Origin of the sequence: Blautia sp. MSJ-36 (assembly GCF_018917985.1) — a bacterium.
Classification (GTDB): domain Bacteria; phylum Bacillota; class Clostridia; order Lachnospirales; family Lachnospiraceae; genus Blautia_A.
This window is the reverse complement of sequence record NZ_JAHLPQ010000002.1, coordinates 211,555-232,460: the sequence shown is the minus strand read 5'-3', so window position 1 is coordinate 232,460 and position 20,906 is coordinate 211,555. Positions and strand designations below refer to the sequence as shown.

The following is a 20,906-nucleotide window of genomic DNA, read 5'->3' as shown; positions in this document are numbered from 1 at the left end:
CCTCACTAACGGACGGTTTCCCTGTAATACTGATCCAGAACTTTGGTATCGATACGGTCAAGCTCTTCTCTTGGAAGAAGTCCCAGAAGTTCCCAGCCTTTATCCAGAGTTTCGATGATACTTCGGTTTTCGGTTTCAGACTGTCCTACAAACTCTGCCTCGAAAGCTTTTCCGAATACAAGATACTGTTTATCCAGCGGAGAAAGCTCGTCCTCGCCGATAACGGATGCCAGGGCTCTTGCGTCGCCTACTTTTGCGTAGCAGGAGAAGAGCTGGTTGGCAACATCCTGATGGTCGGCACGTGTGAAGCCTTCACCGATACCGTCCTTCATCAGACGGGACAGGGACGGCAGAACGTTGATCGGTGGGTAGATCGCCTGTCCATGAAGCTGACGGTCCAGTACGATCTGGCCCTCGGTGATATATCCGGTAAGGTCAGGAATCGGGTGGGTGATGTCGTCGTTTGGCATGGTCAGGATCGGGATCTGGGTTACAGAACCGGTGCCGCCACGGACGATTCCCGCACGTTCGTAAAGGGTTGCAAGCTCGCTGTACAGATATCCCGGATAACCTTTTCGGGAAGGAATCTCACCTTTTGAGGAGGAAACCTCTCGCATAGCCTCGCAGAAGGAGGTGATGTCAGTCAGGATAACCAGGATGTGCATGCCTTTTTCAAAAGCAAGATACTCAGCGGCTGTGAGGGCGATCTTCGGTGTCAGAAGACGCTCTACAACCGGATCGTTGGCAAGGTTCAAAAACATTACAACGTGGTCGGATGCACCGCTTTCCTCGAAGGTTCTGCGGAAGAATTCAGCTACGTCGTATTTAACACCCATTGCCGCAAAAACAATGGCGAATTTCTCATCGGAGTCTGCGCCAAGGGAAGCCTGCTGAACGATCTGTGCAGCCAGCTTGTCATGTGGAAGACCGTTTCCGGAAAAGATCGGCAGCTTCTGGCCGCGGATCAGGGTGGTCAGTCCGTCAATGGCGGAGATACCGGTATTGATATAGTTTCGTGGATATTCACGGGTTACCGGGTTCAGAGGAAGTCCGTTGATGTTCAGGCTGACTTCCGGTGTGATCTCGCCAAGACCGTCAATAGGCTGGCCGATACCGTTAAAGGTACGCCCCAGGATCTCCGGGGAAAGCCCGATCTCCATAGGATGTCCGGTAAGACGTGTGTGTGTATTGCCGAGGGACATATTATCAGTTCCCTCAAAAACCTGGATAACGGCTTTGTCCTCATAGATTTCCACAATACGGCCGATTTTCTGGGTGCCGTCTTCCATGTGGAATTCCACAATCTCCTCGTAAGATGCATTCTTAACACCCTCAAGGACAACAAGAGGGCCGTTTATTTCACTCAGGCCAAGATATTCGATTGCCATAAACTGATCCCTCCTTTAACCGTTTCTTTCCAGTACGTTGTCGTAGAAGCGGTCGATATCTTTATGATATTCATCAAAACGCTCCAGCTCTTTGTTTGGAACTTCGTATTTGATGGCGATGATACGTTCAAAGATCTTATCCTCTTTCAGCACGGAAACCGGCATGCCACGGTTTACAAGGGCACGGCATTTTTCGTAGAGATAGAGGATGGTTTCCATCATCAGGAACTGTTTTTCCATAGGAACACTGGTGTCTTCCTGGTGGAAAGCGTTCTGCTGCAGGAAGCCCAGACGGATGACTCTGGCGATCTCCAGCGTCAGTTTCTGGTCATCCGGAAGAACGTCGCTTCCGATCAGTTTGACGATTTCCATAAGAGAACTTTCCTGGTTGAGGATTGCCATGATCTGGTTCCTGTCGTAGACGAATTTCGGGGAAACATGCTCTCTGTACCAGGGAGTCAGGTCCTCCAGATATTCGCTGTAACTGGTCAGCCACTGGATAGCAGGGAAATGGCGGGCATAAGCAAGGGCCTTGTCCAGTCCCCAGAAGCAGCGGACAAATCGTTTCGTATTCTGTGTAACAGGCTCTGAGAAGTCGCCGCCCTGTGGGGAAACCGCACCGATAATGGAGACGGAACCTTCTGTTCCGTTCAGGTTCTGCATCATTCCCGCACGCTCATAGAATGCGGAAAGTTTGCTTGCCAGATATGCAGGGAAACCTTCCTCTGCAGGCATCTCCTCCAGACGTCCGGAAAGCTCACGGAGAGCCTCGGCCCATCGGGATGTGGAGTCTGCCATGATCGCTACGTCATAACCCATATCGCGGTAATATTCCGCAAGGGTAACACCGGTATAGATAGAAGCCTCACGGGCTGCAACCGGCATGTTGGAAGTGTTGGCGATCAGGGTGGTTCTGTCCATCATCAGGTTTCCGGATTTCGGGTCGATCAGTTTGCTGAAATCCTCAAGAACCTGTGTCATCTCGTTTCCACGCTCACCACAGCCGATGTAGATGATGATATCGGCGTCAGACCACTTGGCGATCTGGTGCTGGGTCATGGTTTTTCCGGTTCCGAATCCGCCCGGAACAGCAGCAGTGCCGCCCTTGGCAATGGGGAAAAGAGTATCCAGGATACGCTGGCCGGTAAGAAGCGGAACGCTTGCCGGGAAACGTTTGTAGGTCGGTCTCGGCACACGAATCGGCCATTTCTGGGCAAGTGCCAGCTCTTTTTCGGTTCCGTCATCAAGACGAACGGTAACGATGGGTTCCAGAACAGTATAAGCTCCGTCAGGAGCGGTATGGATAACAGTTCCGTGTGTGATCGTGGGCGGAACCATGGATTTGTGAAGGATAGAAGCGGTTTCCTGTGTCTCGGCGATAACCGTACCTGCGCCGATGACATCGCCTTCTTTTACAGTAATGTGTGTTTCCCATTTTTTCTCTGTATCAAGAGAGTCAACGCTGACACCACGGGAAATATATTTTCCAGAGGCCTGGGCAATTTCTGCCAGAGGTCTCTGGATACCGTCAAAAATATTGTGGATAATTCCCGGTCCAAGGAGAACGGAAATAGCGTCTCCTGTTCCGATTACGGTTTCTCCGGGTTTCAGTCCGGTAGTTTCCTCAAAAACCTGTACGGTGGTCATATGTTTCTTAAGACCGATGACTTCGCCTACCAGTTTTTCAGGGCCTACATAGACCATCTCGGAGATCTTGAATCCGGTGTCGCCCTTTAAGTAGATAACAGGACCGTTAACACCGTAGATAATACCTGTTTTACTCATGTGCTGGACCTCCGTCAAATTTGAATTCTCTGTAAGCTGCCTGGTAACCTTCCTCAAAGGAATTGTCTATGAGGATGTTTTTTTCAGGGATGATCGCCTTGATTCCGCCGATAAAGGACTCGTCGGAAAGCTTCAGCGGAAAGCCGGTTTTTACAGTGAGAGATTTCAGACGAGGTTCATCTTCTTTTGAAAGATAGATCTGGATCTCATCGTGTTCCGCGAAGCAGACAGCTTCTTCAATTTTTGTACAAAGATATTCTTCATAACGGGAAGATTCCATGAATTTCAGGATCTGTTCCCGGACTTCAGCAAAAAGTTTTTCTTTTAAGCGGCTCTGTCTGGCAGTCCAGTCACGCCGGATGTGAAGCTGCTCTGCGGAAAGTGCCTTGTTGATCTCACGTTTTGCGTTTGCGATTTCGGCTTTACGGGAGCTGGCAGCGTTTTCCAGAGACATTTTTTTATGTTCCTCCAGTGCGGCATCCAGGGATTCCTTGTGCTCCTGGACATCTTTTTCCGCCTGACGGCGGGCTTCTTCCACGGAGGTGTCATAGAAGTGTGTAAGCTTCTCTTCGATTGTCATAATATCACCTGCCTATAATTTTAATCCGATGGCCTCATTTACATAGGAAGTAATGAAATCAGGCCTGCGGCCGGTACCATGTCTGTCAGGAATTTCAATGATGAGAGGTGTTTTGTGATGAAGTTTGACATCATCGATGATCTCAGGAAACTCCCGGCCGAATTTCTCGGTCAGGAGTATGATTCCGATTTCTTTATCCGCGATGGTGCGCTCCAGGGCTTCTTTCAGCTCGTCGTGTTCATGGACGATCACACCTTCTACACCGGCCAGTCTCATTCCTGTCAGAGTATCAATATTGTCACTGATCAGATACATTTTCATATCAAAGTTTACCCAGGATCATGAAGGAGATGATCAGTCCATAAAGAGCAACACCTTCGGCAAGACCTACGAAGATAAGGGATTTACCAAGGATGCTCTGATCCTCACTGATTGCTCCAAGGGCTGCGCTTGCCGCACTGGCAACGGCAATACCACCACCGATACAGGAAAGTCCGGTAACAAGTGCTGCTGCGATATAACCCATACCTGTTGCAAGGCCTGCGTCAGCGCCTGTAGCAGCCTGTACGGAAGCTCCGCCTGCAAATGTTACGGCAATGGCAATAAGCATGATACCGAAGAAGAAAAAGGCGTTAACACCAAGAGCTGTTTTGTAGCGGCCACGGCTTTTTTCGCCGAGAAGATAATATCCAAATGGAAGAATGATGCTGAGTACAAGTGCAACTGCGATTGTGATCTGTGTAATGACTGTCATGATGATGACCTCCTTAATATTCGTTTAATTGGCTGCCTGGATCAGAAGGAGTTCTGATGCTGGCATTTTATTTGTTTTTTGAGCAGAACGGCTCGAATTTCCGGCCGCTGCCTTTGTAAAAACGGCTGAACATTTCGTAATATTCCAGACGGAGTACCTGGATACCTACGATCAGGCCCTCCATGGCGCATACAAACAGGTTTCCGAGAATGATGACGATCCAGTTTGGACTACCGTTCTCCGCACCCGCAAGCATAAGTACAACTTCCATCATGGCTGCGTGGCTGACTGCAAAAGCGCCGATACGCACGAAGGAGAGTGTGTTGGAAAAGTAGCTCAGGATAACCTCGAACAGTTCAAAGATACCCTGTACGATAAACATGCCTTTTTCTTTTGGCATAACCTCGGCTTTTTTCTCTACCAGGTTTGTGAGCGGCTCCTTGAAGAAGATCAGAAGCAGCGGTAAACCGAACATAATAGCAAGGACTGCGCCGCCTGGAACTGCATGTCCGGACACAAAAAGTCCGATGCAGAGAACTGCGGAACCATAAAATACAAGTCCTGCCACCGCGTTGGTGTCAAACCAGGTTTTTTCAACATCGTGCATCTTAAACGAATTGATGATGTTGAAAACCATGCACAGGAGAATGATTCCCATGCCGAAGCCGATGGCAACGATAAATACGGTATTCAGTTTTCCGATAAAAGGTATGGTCGTCATACTGTCCACAGGTCGTAACCACAGAGCAGGTATGATATCCTCAAATCCAAAGATGCTTCCGAACATCAGACCGAAAAATGTGGAAAATACTCCGGCGCAGCTGATGATTCCGGCAAGATCGATATGCTTCAGCTTGTACAGGAGCAATCCGCCGATAAAAAGCAGGAGTCCCTGGCCGGCATCACCGAACATGGCTCCGAAAATAAAGGAGTAGGTGATGGCAACAAACCAGGTGGGGTCCATCTCGCCATAGGCGGGAAGTCCGTACATTTTTACATACATTTCAAAGGGCTTGAAAAGCTTCGGGTTCTTCAGCTTGGTCGGCGGCTGATGGTTCTGGTCGTGCTCCGGCGTGTTGGTATCTTCTCCGTCTACCAGACAGAAGATTTTTTCGTCGGATGAGATATCAGCCTGAAAAGCTCTGGTGTCGGCTTCTGTCATCCAGCCGCAGAGAATATAAAAATTCTCATGCTTTCCGGTGCAGGCTGCCGCTTTCCGGACATCGAAATTTCTGGAAAACTGAAGAAGCGTGTTTCTGGCGGTAACGATGGTTTCTGCCTGATCCGCAAGAAATCTCTGGTATTTCTGTTTCTGTGATTCCAGATGCTTCAGGGCATCCTCGTATTGTTTGCTTACGCTTGAAAATGCCTGCTGGGCAGTTCCGGTATAATTATCCGGTACAAAGATCTTCTCAAAGTGCATGGAAGAGTAGGCGGCATCGATTTTGTGCGCTTCATGCTTCGGTACGAAGTAAACGCCCCAGACGTATTGGTCATCTTCATCGCATTTAAGGAAGATCGTGTTCAGATTGTCGTAAATATATTTCTTGAATTTCTCATAGTACTGTTTCTCGATACGTCCGAAATGAAAATGGATATACTTCAGATGAAGTATGGATGAAATATCATAATCAATATTTCGGAAGGGACGTATGATCCGCAGTGACTCTTCCAGAGAGGAACATGTTTCTTCCAGTTCGGACTGTTCCTTCTGGAGCTGATCCGCCTGGGAGCGGATCTCCTTTACTGTGGAAAGTGCTGTTTCAATACCCGGGCTTCTGTTGGAAGTGGCCGGAGGAGTTTTCAGCTCCTCATAAATGGTATTGATGGAATTTAAGGCATCTCTGTAGGGGTTGACCTCCAGGAAAGGCGTCAGACTTTCTACTGTGGTCAGCTCTGAGAGAGCGTTTTCCAGATGGATCTCGTACTTGCACAGGTAGGTGTTTACAACCCGGTCGATATCTGCTTTGGGACCGGTGATGCTCAGAAAATTCATTTTTTCAATCACGTTGTTACCTCCTGGTTATTAACCGTTGCGTATATAACGCAGGGATTGTTCTGGGTCCACGCCATAGCGCACGCACTCAAGGGCAATGGTCAGACGGTTGACTTCATGTTCTTTGTGATATAAATAGGAATAGATGACTGCCACGGAGTAGGGATCCTTGCGTGCTTCCTGTTCCAGTATGCTGCGAAGAATATAGTTATAAAATTCTTCCAGACTGGCGACGGACAGCTGTTCGTATTTCTTACCATAATAAGTTCCATTGAAGATACGACGGAACTCTTCCGGTGTAGGGGCCTCCACAAGGGTGGTGATCTCTTCTTTGCGGAGCTTGTAGTTCATGGGGACCAGCAATGCGTAAATAGAAGCCGGTTCCATCTGAAAGCAGCGTTTGGAGCGCTGGATGAACTGCAGGTTCAGCATATCGAATTTTTCACCGTAAGCCTTGGTGATCTGTTTCAGATCGTTACCTTTGAAAAGCTTCTTCCGCACATTCCAGATCTGTGAAAAATACGAAAGGTCAAGTGCCATGCCGAAGTCAAAAAGCGTGGCATTTCCACGTTCATTGACCTGAGACAGCGGAATAAAAAAATCATTTCCCTTCAGTGCCGCAATGAATTCATCCATATTGGTGCAGGCAGCAAGCCTGTCAATGTCCAGCTTGGAATGATGTCTGAAAAAATCGCGGTAGGGAGAAATATCCACGGGATCGGTGTCCCGGTGGTCAAAGAGATTCGTCATGATCTCTTTCAGGACGCGGATCTCATAACGCTTCGAGTAAAGCGACAGGAACGTTCGCTGTTCCTGATTTGCAAAGTGGTAAAGCCTTGAAAAATTCAGGAAGATGGATTTCTTCAGGAGTTTTTCTATCTGTCCGCGGTGAAGATCATTTTCATCGAGACCGGACCAGATATTCTGATATTCGGGAGTCCGTTTCAGGTAGGCTGTTACCTGGGGGACATTGGGAAGCTGAACGATTTCTTCCAGCTGCTCATCTGTCACAAGCCTGCTCTGCATGGCGCGGATCTTGGTGGAGAGTCCGCTGTATGAGAGGACAGTGCCCATTGAATCACTTCCTTTCCCTTCAGGTTTCGGTGATGCCTGTTATTTTCTGAAACAGCTCACTGCAAAGACTTTCGTGATGGGCTTCGTAATAGGCATCCAGCCTGGAAAGCTGGTCTTCGGTTTCTGCACGAAGCTCATTGATCCGGGCGTCTTTCTCACGGGCCAGATCTTCACGGATCTTCCGGATCTCGTCGCTGGTTTCTTTTTCAAGTGAAGCGTCGAATTCTTTTGTCTGTTTTTCTGCTTCTTCCGAGAGAGCCTGTTTCTGTCGCGCAGCGTCCTGCATGATGGCATTGGCTGTAGCTTCGATTTCCGAAAGCTTATTTAGGATTTGTTCCATAGCGCCCTCCTTGTTTGTTTATTGTTTATAATTGATTTTTATATGATACACCTTTTTTATGGTAAAAACAACTAAAATTGTGTTAATTTTTATGCAAACTTTTGAGAGAAATGTGGGTAAAAAGACATTTTTTTGGGGGTTTGTGGAAAAAGAGGAAAACCGCAAAGGGGCCATAAAGCCATGGCCCCTCTGCACACCCCTCGGGCTTTTTTTTAGGAGTTCTTGGTTGTGGTGGTGTGAGGTTGTTGACTTGTGTATGGATTCTGCGGTGTTGGATGTGTGAGGTTGAGCCGATGTGTGTGGATGCGGATGGTGTTGGATGTGGACGGCGAGGCGCGTTGCTGTCGCCTGGTTGATAATTTTTTTATTTTTTGCTTGCGGCGGGGTGGGGGTTACATGTATAGTTGAATATTGGGATGTCTTGCATAGGGGGGATCGGATATTCTGGAAGAGGAATGATGATTTTTTGGATCTGTGCAGGTGTTCTGGTTTGTGTGGCTGGTGGCGGATGTATTATAGTGGTTTCATTGATTTGGGGAATTGTTATAGAGGCTTTGCTGGCTGCGAGAGGTAGTTATTTGATTTGTATATTATAGAAGATTAATTTGGAGGTTATTTATGAGATTACGTAATATTCCCGGGGCGAAGGATGCGATTTTGGAGTGTGACTGGGTGATTGATGAGCCGGAGAGGTTTAAAGGGAAATGGGAGAGTGTTTTTGGGGAGAAGAGACCGCTTTTTCTTGAGGTTGGCATGGGAAAAGGGCGTTTCCTGATGGATATGGCGCGGCTGCATCCGGAGAGGAATTATGTTGGGATCGAGATGTATGACAGTGTGCTGCTTCGGGCGCTTCAGAAGAGGGAGGAGCTTGAGGAGGCCGGGGAGGAGTTTTCCAATCTGGTGTTCATCCGTGTGGATGCAAGGCTTTTGCCGGAGATTTTTGAGAAGGATGAGGTTGACGGGATTTATCTGAATTTTTCTGATCCGTGGCCGAAGGCCCGCCATGCCAAGAGAAGACTGACTTCCAGGGAGTTTCTGAAGAGATATGAGCAGGTTCTGAAGAAAGAGGGTGCTGTGGAATTTAAGACGGATAACCGTGGATTGTTTGAGTTTTCTCTGGAAGAGGTGAAGGAGTCTGACTGGAATCTGGAGGTTTGTACCTTTGATCTTCATCATGATGAGGAACTGGTGAAGGGGAACGTGATGACGGAGTATGAGGAGAAGTTTTCTTCCATGGGTAATCCGATCTGCAAGATGGTGATCAGACAGAAATAGAGGCGATAAAATGCAGGAAGAGATTTTTGAAAAGTATCCGATTCCGAAGGCGTATTTTAAGCTGGCGCTTCCGGTTGTGTTCAGTATGGTGATTTCGCTGATCTATAATATGGTAGATACTTATTTTATTGCGGGAACCGGAAATACGGATCTGGTGGCGGGTGTTACACTGGGTACGCCGATCTTTACGCTGATGATCGCCCTTGGAGATATTTTTGGCCTGGGCGGAAGTTCTTTTATTTCCAGGCTTTTCGGGGAAAAGAAATTCGAGGATGCGAAGAGGATCAGTGTGTTCAGTTTTTATGGGGCCATTGTCTGCGGTGTGGTGGTTACCGTTGTTCTGATGCTTTTGCGAAGCCCTATTCTGGGGTTGCTGGGTGCAAGTGAGGCAACCTGGGAGTATGCTTCTCAGTATTATACCTGTATCGCACTGGGCGCTCCGTTTATCATTGTGGCGTTGACGCCGTCCAATCAGCTGCGTACAGAGGGTTTTGCCACAGCATCTATGATCGGTTCTGTGCTTGGTGCGGTTGTGAATATCATTCTGGACCCGGTGATGATCTTCGGGCTTGGCTGGGGTGCGGCAGGTGCTGCCACAGCTACGGTGATCGGAAATGTATGTACGGATATTTTTTTTGTGTGGTTTCTTATTAAGAAGAGCAGAAATCTCTCTGTGAACCCTAAGGGATTTCATATTTCAGGGGCGGAAATCGGAGCGGTTTTTGCAATTGGGATTCCGGCGTCGGTGACAAATCTGATGCAGAGTATCGGGATTGCTCTTACCAACCGTGCGTTGTTGGGATTCGGTGATGATAAAGTTGCGGCTATGGGTATCGTCATGAAGATCAATATGATCGCGGCGCTGGTGCTTGTTGGCTTTGCTTTTGGCGGGCAGCCGCTGATCGGGTACAATTATGGTGCGAAAAACCGCGAGAGACTGAAGGGAACGCTGAAATTTGCATATCTGTTTGAGGGCGGGCTGGCTCTTGTCCTGATGGCTGTACTTGGATTTTTTGCCCCGCAGCTGGTGCGGATCTTTATGAGTGATCCTTCGGTTGTGGAAAACGGCGCACTGATGCTGCGCCTGCAGCTGGCAGGTATGGTGTTTATGGGAGTTGTGCTGATCAGTACCTGTACCTTTCAGTCAGCAGGACAGGCAGTAGGAGCGTTTCTTTTGTCCGTCAGCAGACAGGGTGTGATCTTTGCTATTGTGCTGAATGTGGCACTTCGAGTTGCCGGATACCATGGTGTTCTGGCATCCCAGGCGATTTCGGATCTGCTGACCGCGGCGCTTGCAGTGGTGCTGGTTGTGCGGTGGTGGAAGTCCGTAGAGTTTTAAATTTGTTGTGAATAAGATTTTTTTCAGGCTGATCGGGAAATTGACCGGCCTGTTTTCATATAATAAATAAGGAAAAGGGGGAAAGAAAGCTTGAAAAAAAGAAAATCCGGTTCATTCCGACGAAATCTCAACAGTGTAAACCGCAGCATCAACAATCAGGCAGCCCAGATCAGAAATTCGCTGTCAGAAATAGAAAAAACACTGAATAAAATTGCATCAAATGAAGATACAAAAAATAAAAAAGATAAAAATAAAAAAAATTAAAAAAAGGTGTTGACTTTCATCGAACCATAACGTATAATACAACATGTCTTGAGGAACGAAACAAACGAAAGACAAACAATTAAATATGCGTTTTTAGCTCAGTTGGTAGAGCACCTGACTCTTAATCAGGGTGTCCAGGGTTCGAACCCCTGAAGACGCACTAAAAGCACTGTTTTTGCAGACATGGGAGCTGCGGGGACGGTGTTTTTTTGTGCTTGAAATCAGTGTTTATGCGTGTTCAGGAATTTTTGAGGTTTTGTCTGGACGGAGTGAAATGAAACGAAATCGGGGTAAAATCGGGAAACAGTAAAATGCCGATCATCAGATGTGATCAGAGTGTCCGATTTAGACACCATGATTATAGGTATAGATCCTTTGGATAAAGAAAGAATGGTATACGATGGGAGTTTGTAAGAAGATAAAAAGGAAGGATGATCAGGAGCGGAATGTATGGGAGAATATCTCAGAAAAAAGGAGGGCCGGGTCTTGGAACGGACCCGGCAGAGTATGAAAAGAAAAATAAGTAATGATCTATAAGATGAAAAAGCTTTGTGCTTTATTTGCTTAATAATATACCGTCAAAATGTGATGGAACTGTGAGAAGCATTTTAAAAATCTGTGATTAAAATCTAAATATCTCATAAAGTCTTGTGAAATCCTGCGAAACTCCCCGAGTGTTTGTTCAGACTAATCTGCAAGCGGATGCGAAAAAGACCATAAGGATGGAAAATTCTGGAATTTACTTAAAAATACTAAAAATTAAGAGGACTTTTGCAAGGCGATACGGTATAATAAACCATAGCATAAAAATCTGAAGCGGAAATGAAAGGTGACGGATGGGAATGCCTGTCTGTATTCAATTCTGAGACCTTCAGATAAAAAGGGAGGAAATAGCTATGGAGAGAGTGTTTGAGGCGATCAACGGAGTGTTCAGCTTTATCGGTCCACTGTCTGATTTTCTGTGGGATTTTCCTACAAATTTTGACTGGTACAGCAGCATTCCCATTCTGGGAAACATATCCTTTGCGATCATACTGCTTCTTGGATCCGGAATTTTTTTCAGTTTCAGGATTGGGTTCATGCAGGTGACCTATTTTAAAAAAGGAATCCGGACTATGACCGAGAAACGTGTCGTTGAAACAGGAATTTCGCCGCTGGCATCGTTTTTCTTAAGTTCGGCCATGCGTGTAGGACCGGGAAATATTCTGGGTGTAACAGGTGCTATTGCAGTGGGCGGCCCGGGAGCTTTGTTCTGGATGTGGATTTCCGCATTTTTCGGAATGGCAGTGGCATATATGGAAGGTGTCCTTGCCCAGATTTTTAAAGAGAAAAAAGACGACGAGTTTGTAGGAGGTCTTCCTTTCTATGGAAGAAAACTTCTGGGAAACAAAGTTTGGATCGGAGTTTTTCTTTCCGTATTGTATATTCTGTATGCTCTTTGCTGTCTGCCTGCACAGGGATTTAATGTTGTTTCCTCAGTGGGACGTATGGCAGAGATTGTAACCGGAACAACCATTGCAAGCGGATCTGCCTTCTATTATATAGTAGGAGCACTGATCGTAGTTCTCACAGCAGCCATCGCATTTGGCGGAATTAAAAAAGTTTCCAAATGGACAGATATGATGGTGCCGGTGATGGCGGTGCTCTATATGGTAGTAGTATTACTTCTTATAATATTGAACTTTACCCGCATTCCTTATTTCTTCGGAAGCGTTTTTGCAGGAGCATTTAAGCCGGACGCATTCTTTGGTGGTGTTTTTGGAACGGTTCTTGCACAGGGTGTAAAACGAGGCCTGATGTCCAATGAGGCAGGTCAGGGAACTATTACAATGTCAGCGGCGGCAGCAGATGCAAAACACCCATGTGAGCAGGGTGTGATCGCCTCCCTGGGAGTTTTTCTGGATACCATCGTGATCTGCACACTTACCGGATTTGTGGTAGTTATGGCTCATTGCTGGACCGGTGCGGATGCGGAAAACTGGCAGGCTCTTGATAAACTTCCGAAATATACGGAATCTATCGCTGTGCTGACTCCGGGAACTGCAATGAACGGAATCGTTACATTTCTTGTGACATTGTGTTTCTGCCTGTTTGCGTTTACCTGCCTTCTGGGAATGATCAGTTTTTCGGAAATCGCGGCAAATCGTATCCGCAAGGATAAGATCTGCATCAATATTGTACGTTGTATCGGCCTTTTTGTTGCCGCATTTGGAATCCTCTGCAATATTGCAGGACTGGAACTTGGAAATCTCTGGGCGTTTTCTGACCTTGGAAATATTCTGATCGTGTTCTTTAACGTACCGATCGTTTATGTCGGCGCGAAATATGTTTTCCGTGCTACAAGACATTACAAAAAGAATGACGGCACTCCGTTTACATCGGAGGTAATTGGAAGAAATGACTGCGCTTACTGGGATGAGCAGGCAAAAAAAGCCGTGAAAAATTTACCGGAAAATAAAAATTCCGGCGTGAGATAAAATTAGCATTGTAAAAGTGCATACACTCATTTATAATGAGTAACAGATTCTAAAGATGTTATAAACAACAGGAGGAAAGCCTTGAAAAGAGAATTAGTTATTGTCATTGATTTTGGCGGTCAGTACAATCAGCTGGTTGCAAGACGTGTCAGAGAATGCAATGTATATTGCGAAATCTATTCTTACAAGACAGATCTTGAGAAGATTAAAGCGATGAATCCGAAGGGAATCATCCTTACCGGCGGACCAAACAGCTGCTATGAGGCAGATTCACCGACTTACCAGAAAGAATTATTCGAGCTTGGTATTCCGGTACTTGGACTTTGCTACGGAGCACAGCTCATGATGCATGTCCTTGGCGGAAAAGTTGAGAAAGCAGATGTCAGCGAGTACGGCAAGACAGAGCTTCTCATTGATAAAAAAGATTCCAAGATCTTCAAAAACGTATCCGACAAAACAATCTGCTGGATGAGCCATACAGATTACATTTCTCAGGCTGCACCGGGATTCGAGATCGCTGCACACACTGCAGACTGTCCGGTAGCAACTGCACAGAATGAGGAGAAAAAACTGTATGCGATTCAGTTCCATCCGGAAGTACTGCACACAGTTGAAGGAAAGACCATGCTGTCCAACTTCGTACTTGGTGTCTGTGAATGTGCCGGAGACTGGAAGATGGATGCCTTTGTTGAGCACACAATTAAAGAGATCCGTGAGAAAGTCGGCGACGGAAAAGTTCTTCTTGCTCTGTCCGGTGGTGTAGATTCCTCCGTAGCAGCAGGACTTCTTTCCAGAGCGATCGGCAAGCAACTTACCTGCGTATTTGTAGATCATGGCCTTCTCCGTAAAGATGAGGGTGATGAGGTTGAAGGTGTATTCGGACCGAACGGCCAGTTTGACCTGAACTTTATCCGTGTAAACGCACAGCAGAGATATTACGACAAGCTTGCAGGTGTTACAGAGCCTGAGGCGAAACGTAAGATCATCGGTGAGGAATTTATCCGTATCTTTGAGGAAGAAGCCAAGAAGATCGGCGCCGTAGATTTCCTTGCACAGGGAACTATTTATCCGGACGTTGTAGAGAGCGGTCTTGGCGGAGAATCCGCAGTGATCAAATCTCACCACAACGTAGGAGGACTTCCGGATTTCGTTGATTTCAAAGAAATCATCGAGCCACTCCGAGACCTGTTCAAAGACGAGGTTCGTAAAGCCGGCCTTGAGCTTGGAATTCCGGAAAGACTGGTATTTCGTCAGCCATTTCCAGGCCCGGGACTTGGAATCCGTATCATCGGAGAAGTCACTGAAGAAAAAGTACGCATCGTACAGGATGCAGACTACATCTACCGTGAAGAAGTCGACAAAGCAGCCGCCGACTACAAAAAAGAACACGGAGAAGACCCATCATGGATGCCAAACCAGTACTTCGCAGCCCTGACAAATATGCGAAGCGTAGGTGTAATGGGAGACTTCAGAACTTACGATTACGCAGTAGCACTCCGTGCTGTCAAGACCATTGACTTCATGACTGCCGAGTCCGCAGAGATTCCTTATGCAGTACTTAATAAGGTGATGAACCGTATTATTAATGAAGTTAAGGGCGTAAACCGCGTATTCTATGATCTTACCAGTAAGCCGCCTGGAACGATTGAGTTTGAGTAGCGGATGTTAATCAGCACCAACCATTAGCGTGTAATTAGCAAAAATAAGTACTCTGAGAAATTTTGGAGTCCTGAATTTACATAGTAGATTCAGGGCTCTTTTTTTGTTGCCTGAACCCCGGTTATCTCAGATTGAGAAGACTGTTTGTGTGCAGCGAGATGAGGCGGTCATGAGGCGGTCTGGGAGTCACCCCGGAGCTATCCCAGAGTTACCCGGAGATACCCCCAGAACTACTCAGAATCCCAGCAAATATGCGGGTTTCAACAGGATTTCAACGGATTTCCGGCAGATCTTAAAGGGGCTAAAAAGGGCACTCAGAGGCAAGAAATGGAGCGAAAAAGGAGGGTGGAGTTAGTCGGAAAGTGGGAGAGAGAAGGGCTGAATCAGACATAGTAGGTAGGAAAAATTGAATACGAAAATATACCAACAAATCATCCGTCTGTTGAGAAGGAACAGGATAACGAACTTTACAAAAAAGACGCTAATGCTGTTTGCTGATTAACATAGTGTTTTTTGAAAAGTGTTTTTGGGAAAAATTGGGGAAATGCTTGAAAGCCTTGTAAATAAAGGGATTGCGAGTATTTTCTGTAAATCCCCAAAAATCAAATTTGGGAAAGATTTCTTGTTTTTGGGAAGATTTTTTCTGTTTTTGGGAAAAATAATTCGTTTTTGGGAAGATTTTTGGGAAAACAGGAGGAAGTCAAAATGAAGAAAAAGAACTACAAAGGACGTTGTGAAAAAGTATCTGTCAGTAAGTGTAAAGAGGTATGCAGGCTGTACAGCGAAATCCAGAAGAAGTATTTGAGGATGTTAGAAGAGAATACAGAGATACAGGAGATTCGCTGTAATGTGCTTATGGATGGATTGGAAGAGGGAGCGTATACATCCGACTTTGTATGTACGAAAATAGGAAATCATTTGATGGTCAGGGAGTGTGTAGAGCGAAAGCATCTGACAAAACCACTTACAGACAAACTGCTTGATGCAAGCCGGGAATACTGGCTGGGGTTAGGAGTACAGGATTGGGGGATTGTGATTGATGAAGAAAAATAGTCTTTTGAAGAATCAGCAGGGTACAGAAATGATCCGAGTATTAGAGATTGGGGAAGCATCGGTGCTTGTCATTGACTGTATTAAACGTAAGATGCCGGAGTGGAAGGAAGTAAAGTTGTTTGAGAACTGGATACTTATTACAGAACAGGAATTGTGGGAAAGTACAGGAATTTATCCGTCTGAGGATGATTTGGAAGGTACACAGAAGAAGTATATGCAGGAGCATTTTTCTCTGATCGCCGGTGTTTTGCCGTTTATTGGTGATGTGAAAGAACGTAGACGTATGATCGGCACGATATCTGAATTAAGACATTACAGCAAACAGACAATAAGAAATACGCTCTGCCTGTATCTGGTGTATCAGGATATGTCTGTACTTGTACCGAAGCAGAAAAAAGAAAAGTCACTCACACCAGATGAAAAAGTGATGCGTTGGGCTTTGAATAAGTTCTTTTATACGAAGCACCAGAACACGCTATCAACTGCATATACCATGATGCTGAAAGAAAAATATACAGATGCAGAGGGAAACTTACTCCCACATCCATCTATTCACCAGTTCCGGTATTTTTATAAAAAGACGAAGAACATACAGAACTTTTACATTTCGAGGGAAGGAATGAAGAAGTATCAGAGAGATTACAGACCGTTACTGGGGGAAGGAGTGCAGGAGTTTGCCCGGAATATTGGTGTCGGTATGTTAGATTCTACCATCTGTGATATATACCTTGTTAATGAGAGGGGAGAACTGATAGGAAGACCTGTCCTGACAGCATGTATAGATGCGTATAGCTCTATGTGCTGCGGATATTCTCTCGGATGGGAAGGTGGAACATACAGCCTTAGAGGTTTGATATTGAATGTTGTAACAGATAAAGTAGAGCATTGCAGGAAACATGGGATTGATATTACAGAGAAAGAATGGGATTGTAAAGAACTGCCGGGAACATTGGTTACAGATAAAGGAAGTGAGTATGCTTCGGAAAACTTTGAACAGCTTACAGATTTTGGTGTATCTATTATTAACCTTCCAGCTTACAGACCAGAGTTGAAGGGATCTGTAGAAAAATTTTTCGATCTCATACAGAGTACCTATAAACCGTATCTGAAAGGAAAAGGAGTGATAGAGCCGGACTTTCAGGAAAGAGGGGCACATGATTACAGGAAAGATGCGTGTCTGACCTTAGAACAGTTTGAAAAGATTTTGTTGCACTGCATTCTTTATTACAATACAGCCCGTACACTTGAAAATTTTCCCATTACAAAAGAAATGATAGATGCAGGGGTAAAGCTGACAGCAAGTGAAGTCTGGAAGTATGAGAGACAGAAGATCGGTGCAAATCTGATAGAAATATCAGGACAGGAAGTTGTGATGTGTTTACTGCCGAGGACAACCGGAAAATTTAACAGACAGGGACTACAGGTAAATAAGTTACGGTACAGACATGATAACTATACAGAAAGGTATTTGAAGGGTGGAGAAGCTACGGTTGCATATAATCCAGACGATGTATCTTATGTATGGTTGATTGAGAAGAACAGAAAGTATGTGCGTTTTGAACTGATTGAGAGCCGCTTTGCAGGTCGGGATCTGGATTACGTGCAGGAAGTTCAGGCAGGACAGAAAAGAAGTGTGTTGAGTCAGAAGGAAGAGAATTTACAGGCACAAGTGAAACTTGCAAGGAGCATTGAAGCAATCGTTGATGTGAGCAGGGTAACAAATGCAGATAATACAGTAAAAAATCCACTCAAAAACATCAGAGCGAACAGAAAGCGAGAAGAACGGAAAACGCATAAGAACTATATACAGATATATCAGGAAGAGAGGTAAACAAGATGTATGATTCCATGAAGATAATTGAAAACATTCCGGAAATGCTGTCAGGAGAAGAATTGTTTCGGAAAATGGAGATACTGCCGGAATATGATGAAGAACTGCGAAGGGGTGGGACAGCTGCACAGCGTCTTTTGAAACTTTCTGATTTGTATAACATTTATCTTCCCTCTCAGATGTCAGAGGAAATCTATAATAAATTATATCTGGCAATTATCCGTTCTTTACAGAAGAAGGGAACAAAGCTGGCAATTCAGCAACTGAACAATAATAAGAAAAACATGAAAATGGCAGCGAATACACGTGGGAATCAAATGTATAGTGGTATTATCGGTGGTGCAGACAGCTTTACAATCATTGGAAAAAGCGGTATCGGGAAATCATCTGCTATTTCCAGAGTCCTGAGTCTGATAGGTGCGGACATTGTGATGGAATTAGAAGAACCATATTTGAAAATCATACCATGTATCAGCGTACAGTGTCCGTTCGACAGTTCCGTAAAGGGAATGTTAGTGGAGATATTAAGAAAAGTGGATGAAGAATTAGAAACTCATTATTACCAAAATGCGATCCGGGCAAAAGCAACTACAGATATGCTGATCGGAACAGTCAGTCAGGTTTGTCTGAATCATGTAGGTGTGCTGGTCGTAGATGAAATACAGAATGTGGTGAACAGCAAAAATGGAAGAAGTTTAATAGGTTCACTTACACAACTCATCAATAACAGCGGAATCTCTATTTGTATGGTCGGAACTCCGGAAAGTGAGATCTTTTTTGAACAGGCAATGCAGCTTGCACGTAGAAGCCTTGGATTGAAATATGGATCACTGTCTTATGATGAATATTTTAGGGAGGTATGCAGTATTTTATTTGAATATCAGTATGTGAGATATCACACAGAGCTGACGGATGTACTGGTGCAATGGTTGTATGAACACAGTGCAGGTGTGATTTCTATTGTAGTGACGCTGATCCATGATGCACAGGAGCTTGCAATTTTAACAGGAACGGAATGTCTGGATATAGCTGTTTTACAGCAGGTATACGAAGAGAGAATGGGAATGCTACACAATTACATAGTTCCATCTGTTACTTCGCAGACAAGTAAAAGAAAGAAAAAACATGCAGCAAAAAAGATTCCGGAAAAAGTTGGGGAAGAAAACGCAAATCTTGTAATACAGAAATCGCTGATCCAAACGCTTGCAGAAAGAGCAAAACAGGAAGGACTGGAAATTACAAAACTGCTTTCAGAACATATACAAGTGGAGGTGGTCGCATGATTGGTTTTATGCCTGAATTATATCCGGATGAACTTGTTTACAGTCTTTTCAGCAGGTATCACAGTAGATCCGGGAACTTATTATACCGGGCATCCGCAGAGGAAATATTTAAAGATCCGTTGGTGAGACCGGATATAGAATTTATAAACAGATATAGAGAAGAAGTGGTGGATATACTGAGAGTGCCTGTGGAAACATTAGTGAAAAAGCATACTATGTTCCCTGCATATGGGATATTCCTGCCATACGAGAGAAGAAAAGCTGCTTTTTGTTCACTGGTACAAATGGGTGGAAAACACCAGAATCTTCTTGCCATTCCCAAAGGGAAAGAAAAAAGAAGATTGAGATTTTGTCCGGTTTGTGTGAAAAAGGATAGAGAGCGATATGGGGAAACCTACTGGCATAGAACTTGGCAGATCGGTGCAGTTCGGATATGTTCTGAGCATAAATGTTATCTGGAAGATACAGATGTATTTGTTAGTGGAAAAGCTACTCCGGCATTTCTTACCGCAGAAGAGAGTATCCCGGAAAATCAGGAGGTAAGATATTGTGGTGATAAAATGGAAATAAGATTATCACAATACATAACAAATGTATTTCAGACAGAGATTGATATGGACAATGATGTATCTGTAGGAGAATTTCTTCATACACAGATGGAAGGTACAAAGTATCTTTCATTGCGAGGGGAACAAAGAAATATCGGATTGCTTCATCAGGATTTTATGAGATATTATCAGGAGTTACAGGAGAATGATTTTACGGAACTGTGGCAGATACAGAAAGTCTTCACCAATGACAGATACAGAATACAGGATGTGAGTATGCTGGGAATGTTTTTGGGAATAGAGCCGGATAAACTGGTAAACCGAAAACTGCCACTGATCCGGCAGACAGAATTATTTGAGAAGGAAATTTACAGGCTTCATAAAAAAGGAATGAAATATCCGGAGATAGCAAAAAGTCTTGGGGCTTCTTACGATACAGTGAAGAGTATCGGTGAGAGGCGTTATAAAAAAGTTGGACAAAAACAAAATGTATCGAGCGTAAAAGCTGGTGTAAAATCAAAGAATTGGGAAGAAATTGACAGGAAAATTTTACCAGCTGTGAAGCAAACAATCGAAGAACTATGGGAAAATAAAGAGAGAGATGGCAGACCGGGCAGGATTACAGTAAATGCAGTTGAGAAAAAATTAGGGATTCCAGCGAAGCAGATTGAAAAATTACAGTTGTGTAAGAAAGAAATACAGAAGCATCAGGAAAGTTATCCCCGATTTTGGGCGAGAGAGGTAGTGTGGGCGGTACAACAGATTCAGGGAAGAGATGATGTGGTAAACTGGAAAAAAGTAAGGGGATTGACAAATCTACGAAAGAAAAACTTTCTGTCTTGTATTCCATATCTTGAGACACAGACAGATCCGGCAACAACAGCACTGATAAAAAGTCTTCTTTAAAATAAGAATTGCAGATCCGTCAATATACATGGAAGAGACAAGGTAAAAAAGTGCACAAACTCTGAATGCTACATGCAGCCTTATGATGAGCGGATCGGGAGGAAAAAGGGCATGAAAATGGGTATAAAAACGGGGATTTTCGGGGAAATATTTCAACAAAAATAGCAATATGCACAAAAAGAAATAACAGGGAAATATCTACAAAAGCTAATCTAAAGACCAGATAGGGGCGTGAATGAAGCGTCCCTATTTTTTTGAATTTTATGTAGCGTTTATTCAGCAACATTAGAAAATTGTTTGGGAAGTCTTCGAGAAAGAAGTGTGTTAAGGTAAGAATGTCGACAGTAAAAAACA

Annotated in this window: 17 protein-coding genes and 1 tRNA gene; 10 read left to right on the top strand and 8 right to left on the bottom strand. The window is 44.8% G+C overall.

What is annotated here, in order from left to right; all coding sequences use genetic code 11:
• Positions 1 to 5: 5 nt before the first annotated feature.
• From KQI39_RS03275 to KQI39_RS03240, 8 genes are all read right to left on the bottom strand, one after another.
• Positions 6 to 1,388 carry a V-type ATP synthase subunit B gene (locus KQI39_RS03275; protein WP_015525388.1) on the bottom strand — a complete coding sequence of 461 codons (1,383 nt, stop codon included), beginning with the start codon at positions 1,386 to 1,388 and terminating at the stop codon, positions 6 to 8.
• Between the two features lie 15 nt (positions 1,389 to 1,403).
• Entirely contained in the window at positions 1,404 to 3,173 is a 1,770-nt protein-coding gene (locus KQI39_RS03270) for a V-type ATP synthase subunit A (protein WP_216416431.1), read from the bottom strand.
• Positions 3,166 to 3,753 (bottom strand): V-type ATP synthase subunit E, encoded by a 588-nt coding sequence (locus KQI39_RS03265; protein ID WP_216416428.1) that lies wholly within the window; start codon positions 3,751 to 3,753, stop codon positions 3,166 to 3,168. The genes KQI39_RS03270 and KQI39_RS03265 overlap by 8 nt, the downstream gene beginning before the upstream one ends.
• 12 nt (positions 3,754 to 3,765) lie before the next feature.
• Positions 3,766 to 4,074, bottom strand: a complete 309-nt coding sequence (locus KQI39_RS03260; protein WP_021653137.1) for a V-type ATP synthase subunit F — start codon at positions 4,072 to 4,074, stop codon at positions 3,766 to 3,768.
• A 1-nt stretch (position 4,075) separates the two neighbouring features.
• Entirely contained in the window at positions 4,076 to 4,507 is a 432-nt protein-coding gene (locus KQI39_RS03255) for an ATP synthase subunit C (RefSeq protein ID WP_195566107.1), read from the bottom strand.
• A 67-nt stretch (positions 4,508 to 4,574) separates the two neighbouring features.
• Positions 4,575 to 6,515 carry a V-type ATP synthase subunit I gene (locus tag KQI39_RS03250; RefSeq protein WP_216416424.1) on the bottom strand — a complete coding sequence of 647 codons (1,941 nt, stop codon included), beginning with the start codon at positions 6,513 to 6,515 and terminating at the stop codon, positions 4,575 to 4,577.
• Positions 6,516 to 6,533: 18 nt separating this feature from the next.
• Positions 6,534 to 7,577: a V0D/AC39 family V-type ATPase subunit gene (locus KQI39_RS03245; RefSeq protein WP_216416421.1), complete on the bottom strand. Its 1,044-nt coding sequence runs from the start codon at positions 7,575 to 7,577 to the stop codon at positions 6,534 to 6,536.
• 19 nt (positions 7,578 to 7,596) lie between these two features.
• Entirely contained in the window at positions 7,597 to 7,917 is a 321-nt protein-coding gene (locus KQI39_RS03240; RefSeq protein ID WP_021653134.1) for a hypothetical protein, read from the bottom strand.
• A gap of 618 nt (positions 7,918 to 8,535) precedes the next feature.
• On the opposite strand from KQI39_RS03240, the gene trmB reads away from it, so the two are divergent.
• From trmB to KQI39_RS03190, 10 genes are all read left to right on the top strand, one after another.
• A complete protein-coding gene (trmB, locus tag KQI39_RS03235) occupies positions 8,536 to 9,192 on the top strand; it encodes a tRNA (guanosine(46)-N7)-methyltransferase TrmB (RefSeq protein ID WP_216416418.1) in 657 nt (218 codons plus the stop codon).
• A 10-nt stretch (positions 9,193 to 9,202) separates the two neighbouring features.
• Positions 9,203 to 10,531: an MATE family efflux transporter gene (locus tag KQI39_RS03230; RefSeq protein ID WP_216416414.1), complete on the top strand. Its 1,329-nt coding sequence runs from the start codon at positions 9,203 to 9,205 to the stop codon at positions 10,529 to 10,531.
• A 90-nt stretch (positions 10,532 to 10,621) separates the two neighbouring features.
• Positions 10,622 to 10,795, top strand: a complete 174-nt coding sequence (locus tag KQI39_RS03225) for a hypothetical protein (protein ID WP_161206342.1) — start codon at positions 10,622 to 10,624, stop codon at positions 10,793 to 10,795.
• Between the two features lie 87 nt (positions 10,796 to 10,882).
• A tRNA-Lys gene (locus KQI39_RS03220) sits at positions 10,883 to 10,955 on the top strand.
• Positions 10,956 to 11,691: 736 nt separating this feature from the next.
• Positions 11,692 to 13,272, top strand: coding sequence for an alanine/glycine:cation symporter family protein (locus KQI39_RS03215; protein WP_216416411.1), 1,581 nt, complete (start codon positions 11,692 to 11,694; stop codon positions 13,270 to 13,272).
• 81 nt (positions 13,273 to 13,353) lie between these two features.
• Entirely contained in the window at positions 13,354 to 14,931 is a 1,578-nt protein-coding gene (guaA, locus tag KQI39_RS03210) for a glutamine-hydrolyzing GMP synthase (RefSeq protein ID WP_118062570.1), read from the top strand.
• A gap of 705 nt (positions 14,932 to 15,636) precedes the next feature.
• Positions 15,637 to 15,984 carry a hypothetical protein gene (locus KQI39_RS03205; protein ID WP_216416409.1) on the top strand — a complete coding sequence of 116 codons (348 nt, stop codon included), beginning with the start codon at positions 15,637 to 15,639 and terminating at the stop codon, positions 15,982 to 15,984.
• 28 nt (positions 15,985 to 16,012) lie between these two features.
• Positions 16,013 to 17,815 (top strand): Mu transposase C-terminal domain-containing protein, encoded by a 1,803-nt coding sequence (locus KQI39_RS03200; RefSeq protein WP_253293043.1) that lies wholly within the window; start codon positions 16,013 to 16,015, stop codon positions 17,813 to 17,815.
• A gap of 17 nt (positions 17,816 to 17,832) precedes the next feature.
• The gene (locus KQI39_RS03195; protein ID WP_253293042.1) at positions 17,833 to 19,098 is read left to right on the top strand and encodes an AAA family ATPase; all 1,266 of its coding nucleotides are present in this window, start codon (positions 17,833 to 17,835) and stop codon (positions 19,096 to 19,098) included.
• Positions 19,095 to 20,552, top strand: a complete 1,458-nt coding sequence (locus KQI39_RS03190; RefSeq protein WP_216416400.1) for a TniQ family protein — start codon at positions 19,095 to 19,097, stop codon at positions 20,550 to 20,552. The genes KQI39_RS03195 and KQI39_RS03190 overlap by 4 nt, the downstream gene beginning before the upstream one ends.
• Positions 20,553 to 20,906 lie beyond the last annotated feature (354 nt).

Bases quoted from the DNA above. Each gene is read 5' to 3' on its own strand.
- KQI39_RS03275 (WP_015525388.1), bottom strand. From the start codon at position 1,388: ATGGCAATCGAATATCTTGGCCTGAGTGAAATAAACGGCCCTCTTGTT.
- KQI39_RS03270 (WP_216416431.1), bottom strand. From the start codon at position 3,173: ATGAGTAAAACAGGTATTATCTACGGTGTTAACGGTCCTGTTATCTAC.
- KQI39_RS03265 (WP_216416428.1), bottom strand. From the start codon at position 3,753: ATGACAATCGAAGAGAAGCTTACACACTTCTATGACACCTCCGTGGAA.
- KQI39_RS03260 (WP_021653137.1), bottom strand. From the start codon at position 4,074: ATGAAAATGTATCTGATCAGTGACAATATTGATACTCTGACAGGAATG.
- KQI39_RS03255 (WP_195566107.1), bottom strand. From the start codon at position 4,507: ATGACAGTCATTACACAGATCACAATCGCAGTTGCACTTGTACTCAGC.
- KQI39_RS03245 (WP_216416421.1), bottom strand. From the start codon at position 7,577: ATGGGCACTGTCCTCTCATACAGCGGACTCTCCACCAAGATCCGCGCC.
- KQI39_RS03240 (WP_021653134.1), bottom strand. From the start codon at position 7,917: ATGGAACAAATCCTAAATAAGCTTTCGGAAATCGAAGCTACAGCCAAT.
- trmB (WP_216416418.1), top strand. From the start codon at position 8,536: ATGAGATTACGTAATATTCCCGGGGCGAAGGATGCGATTTTGGAGTGT.
- KQI39_RS03230 (WP_216416414.1), top strand. From the start codon at position 9,203: ATGCAGGAAGAGATTTTTGAAAAGTATCCGATTCCGAAGGCGTATTTT.
- KQI39_RS03215 (WP_216416411.1), top strand. From the start codon at position 11,692: ATGGAGAGAGTGTTTGAGGCGATCAACGGAGTGTTCAGCTTTATCGGT.
- KQI39_RS03205 (WP_216416409.1), top strand. From the start codon at position 15,637: ATGAAGAAAAAGAACTACAAAGGACGTTGTGAAAAAGTATCTGTCAGT.
- KQI39_RS03200 (WP_253293043.1), top strand. From the start codon at position 16,013: ATGATCCGAGTATTAGAGATTGGGGAAGCATCGGTGCTTGTCATTGAC.
- KQI39_RS03195 (WP_253293042.1), top strand. From the start codon at position 17,833: ATGAAGATAATTGAAAACATTCCGGAAATGCTGTCAGGAGAAGAATTG.
- KQI39_RS03190 (WP_216416400.1), top strand. From the start codon at position 19,095: ATGATTGGTTTTATGCCTGAATTATATCCGGATGAACTTGTTTACAGT.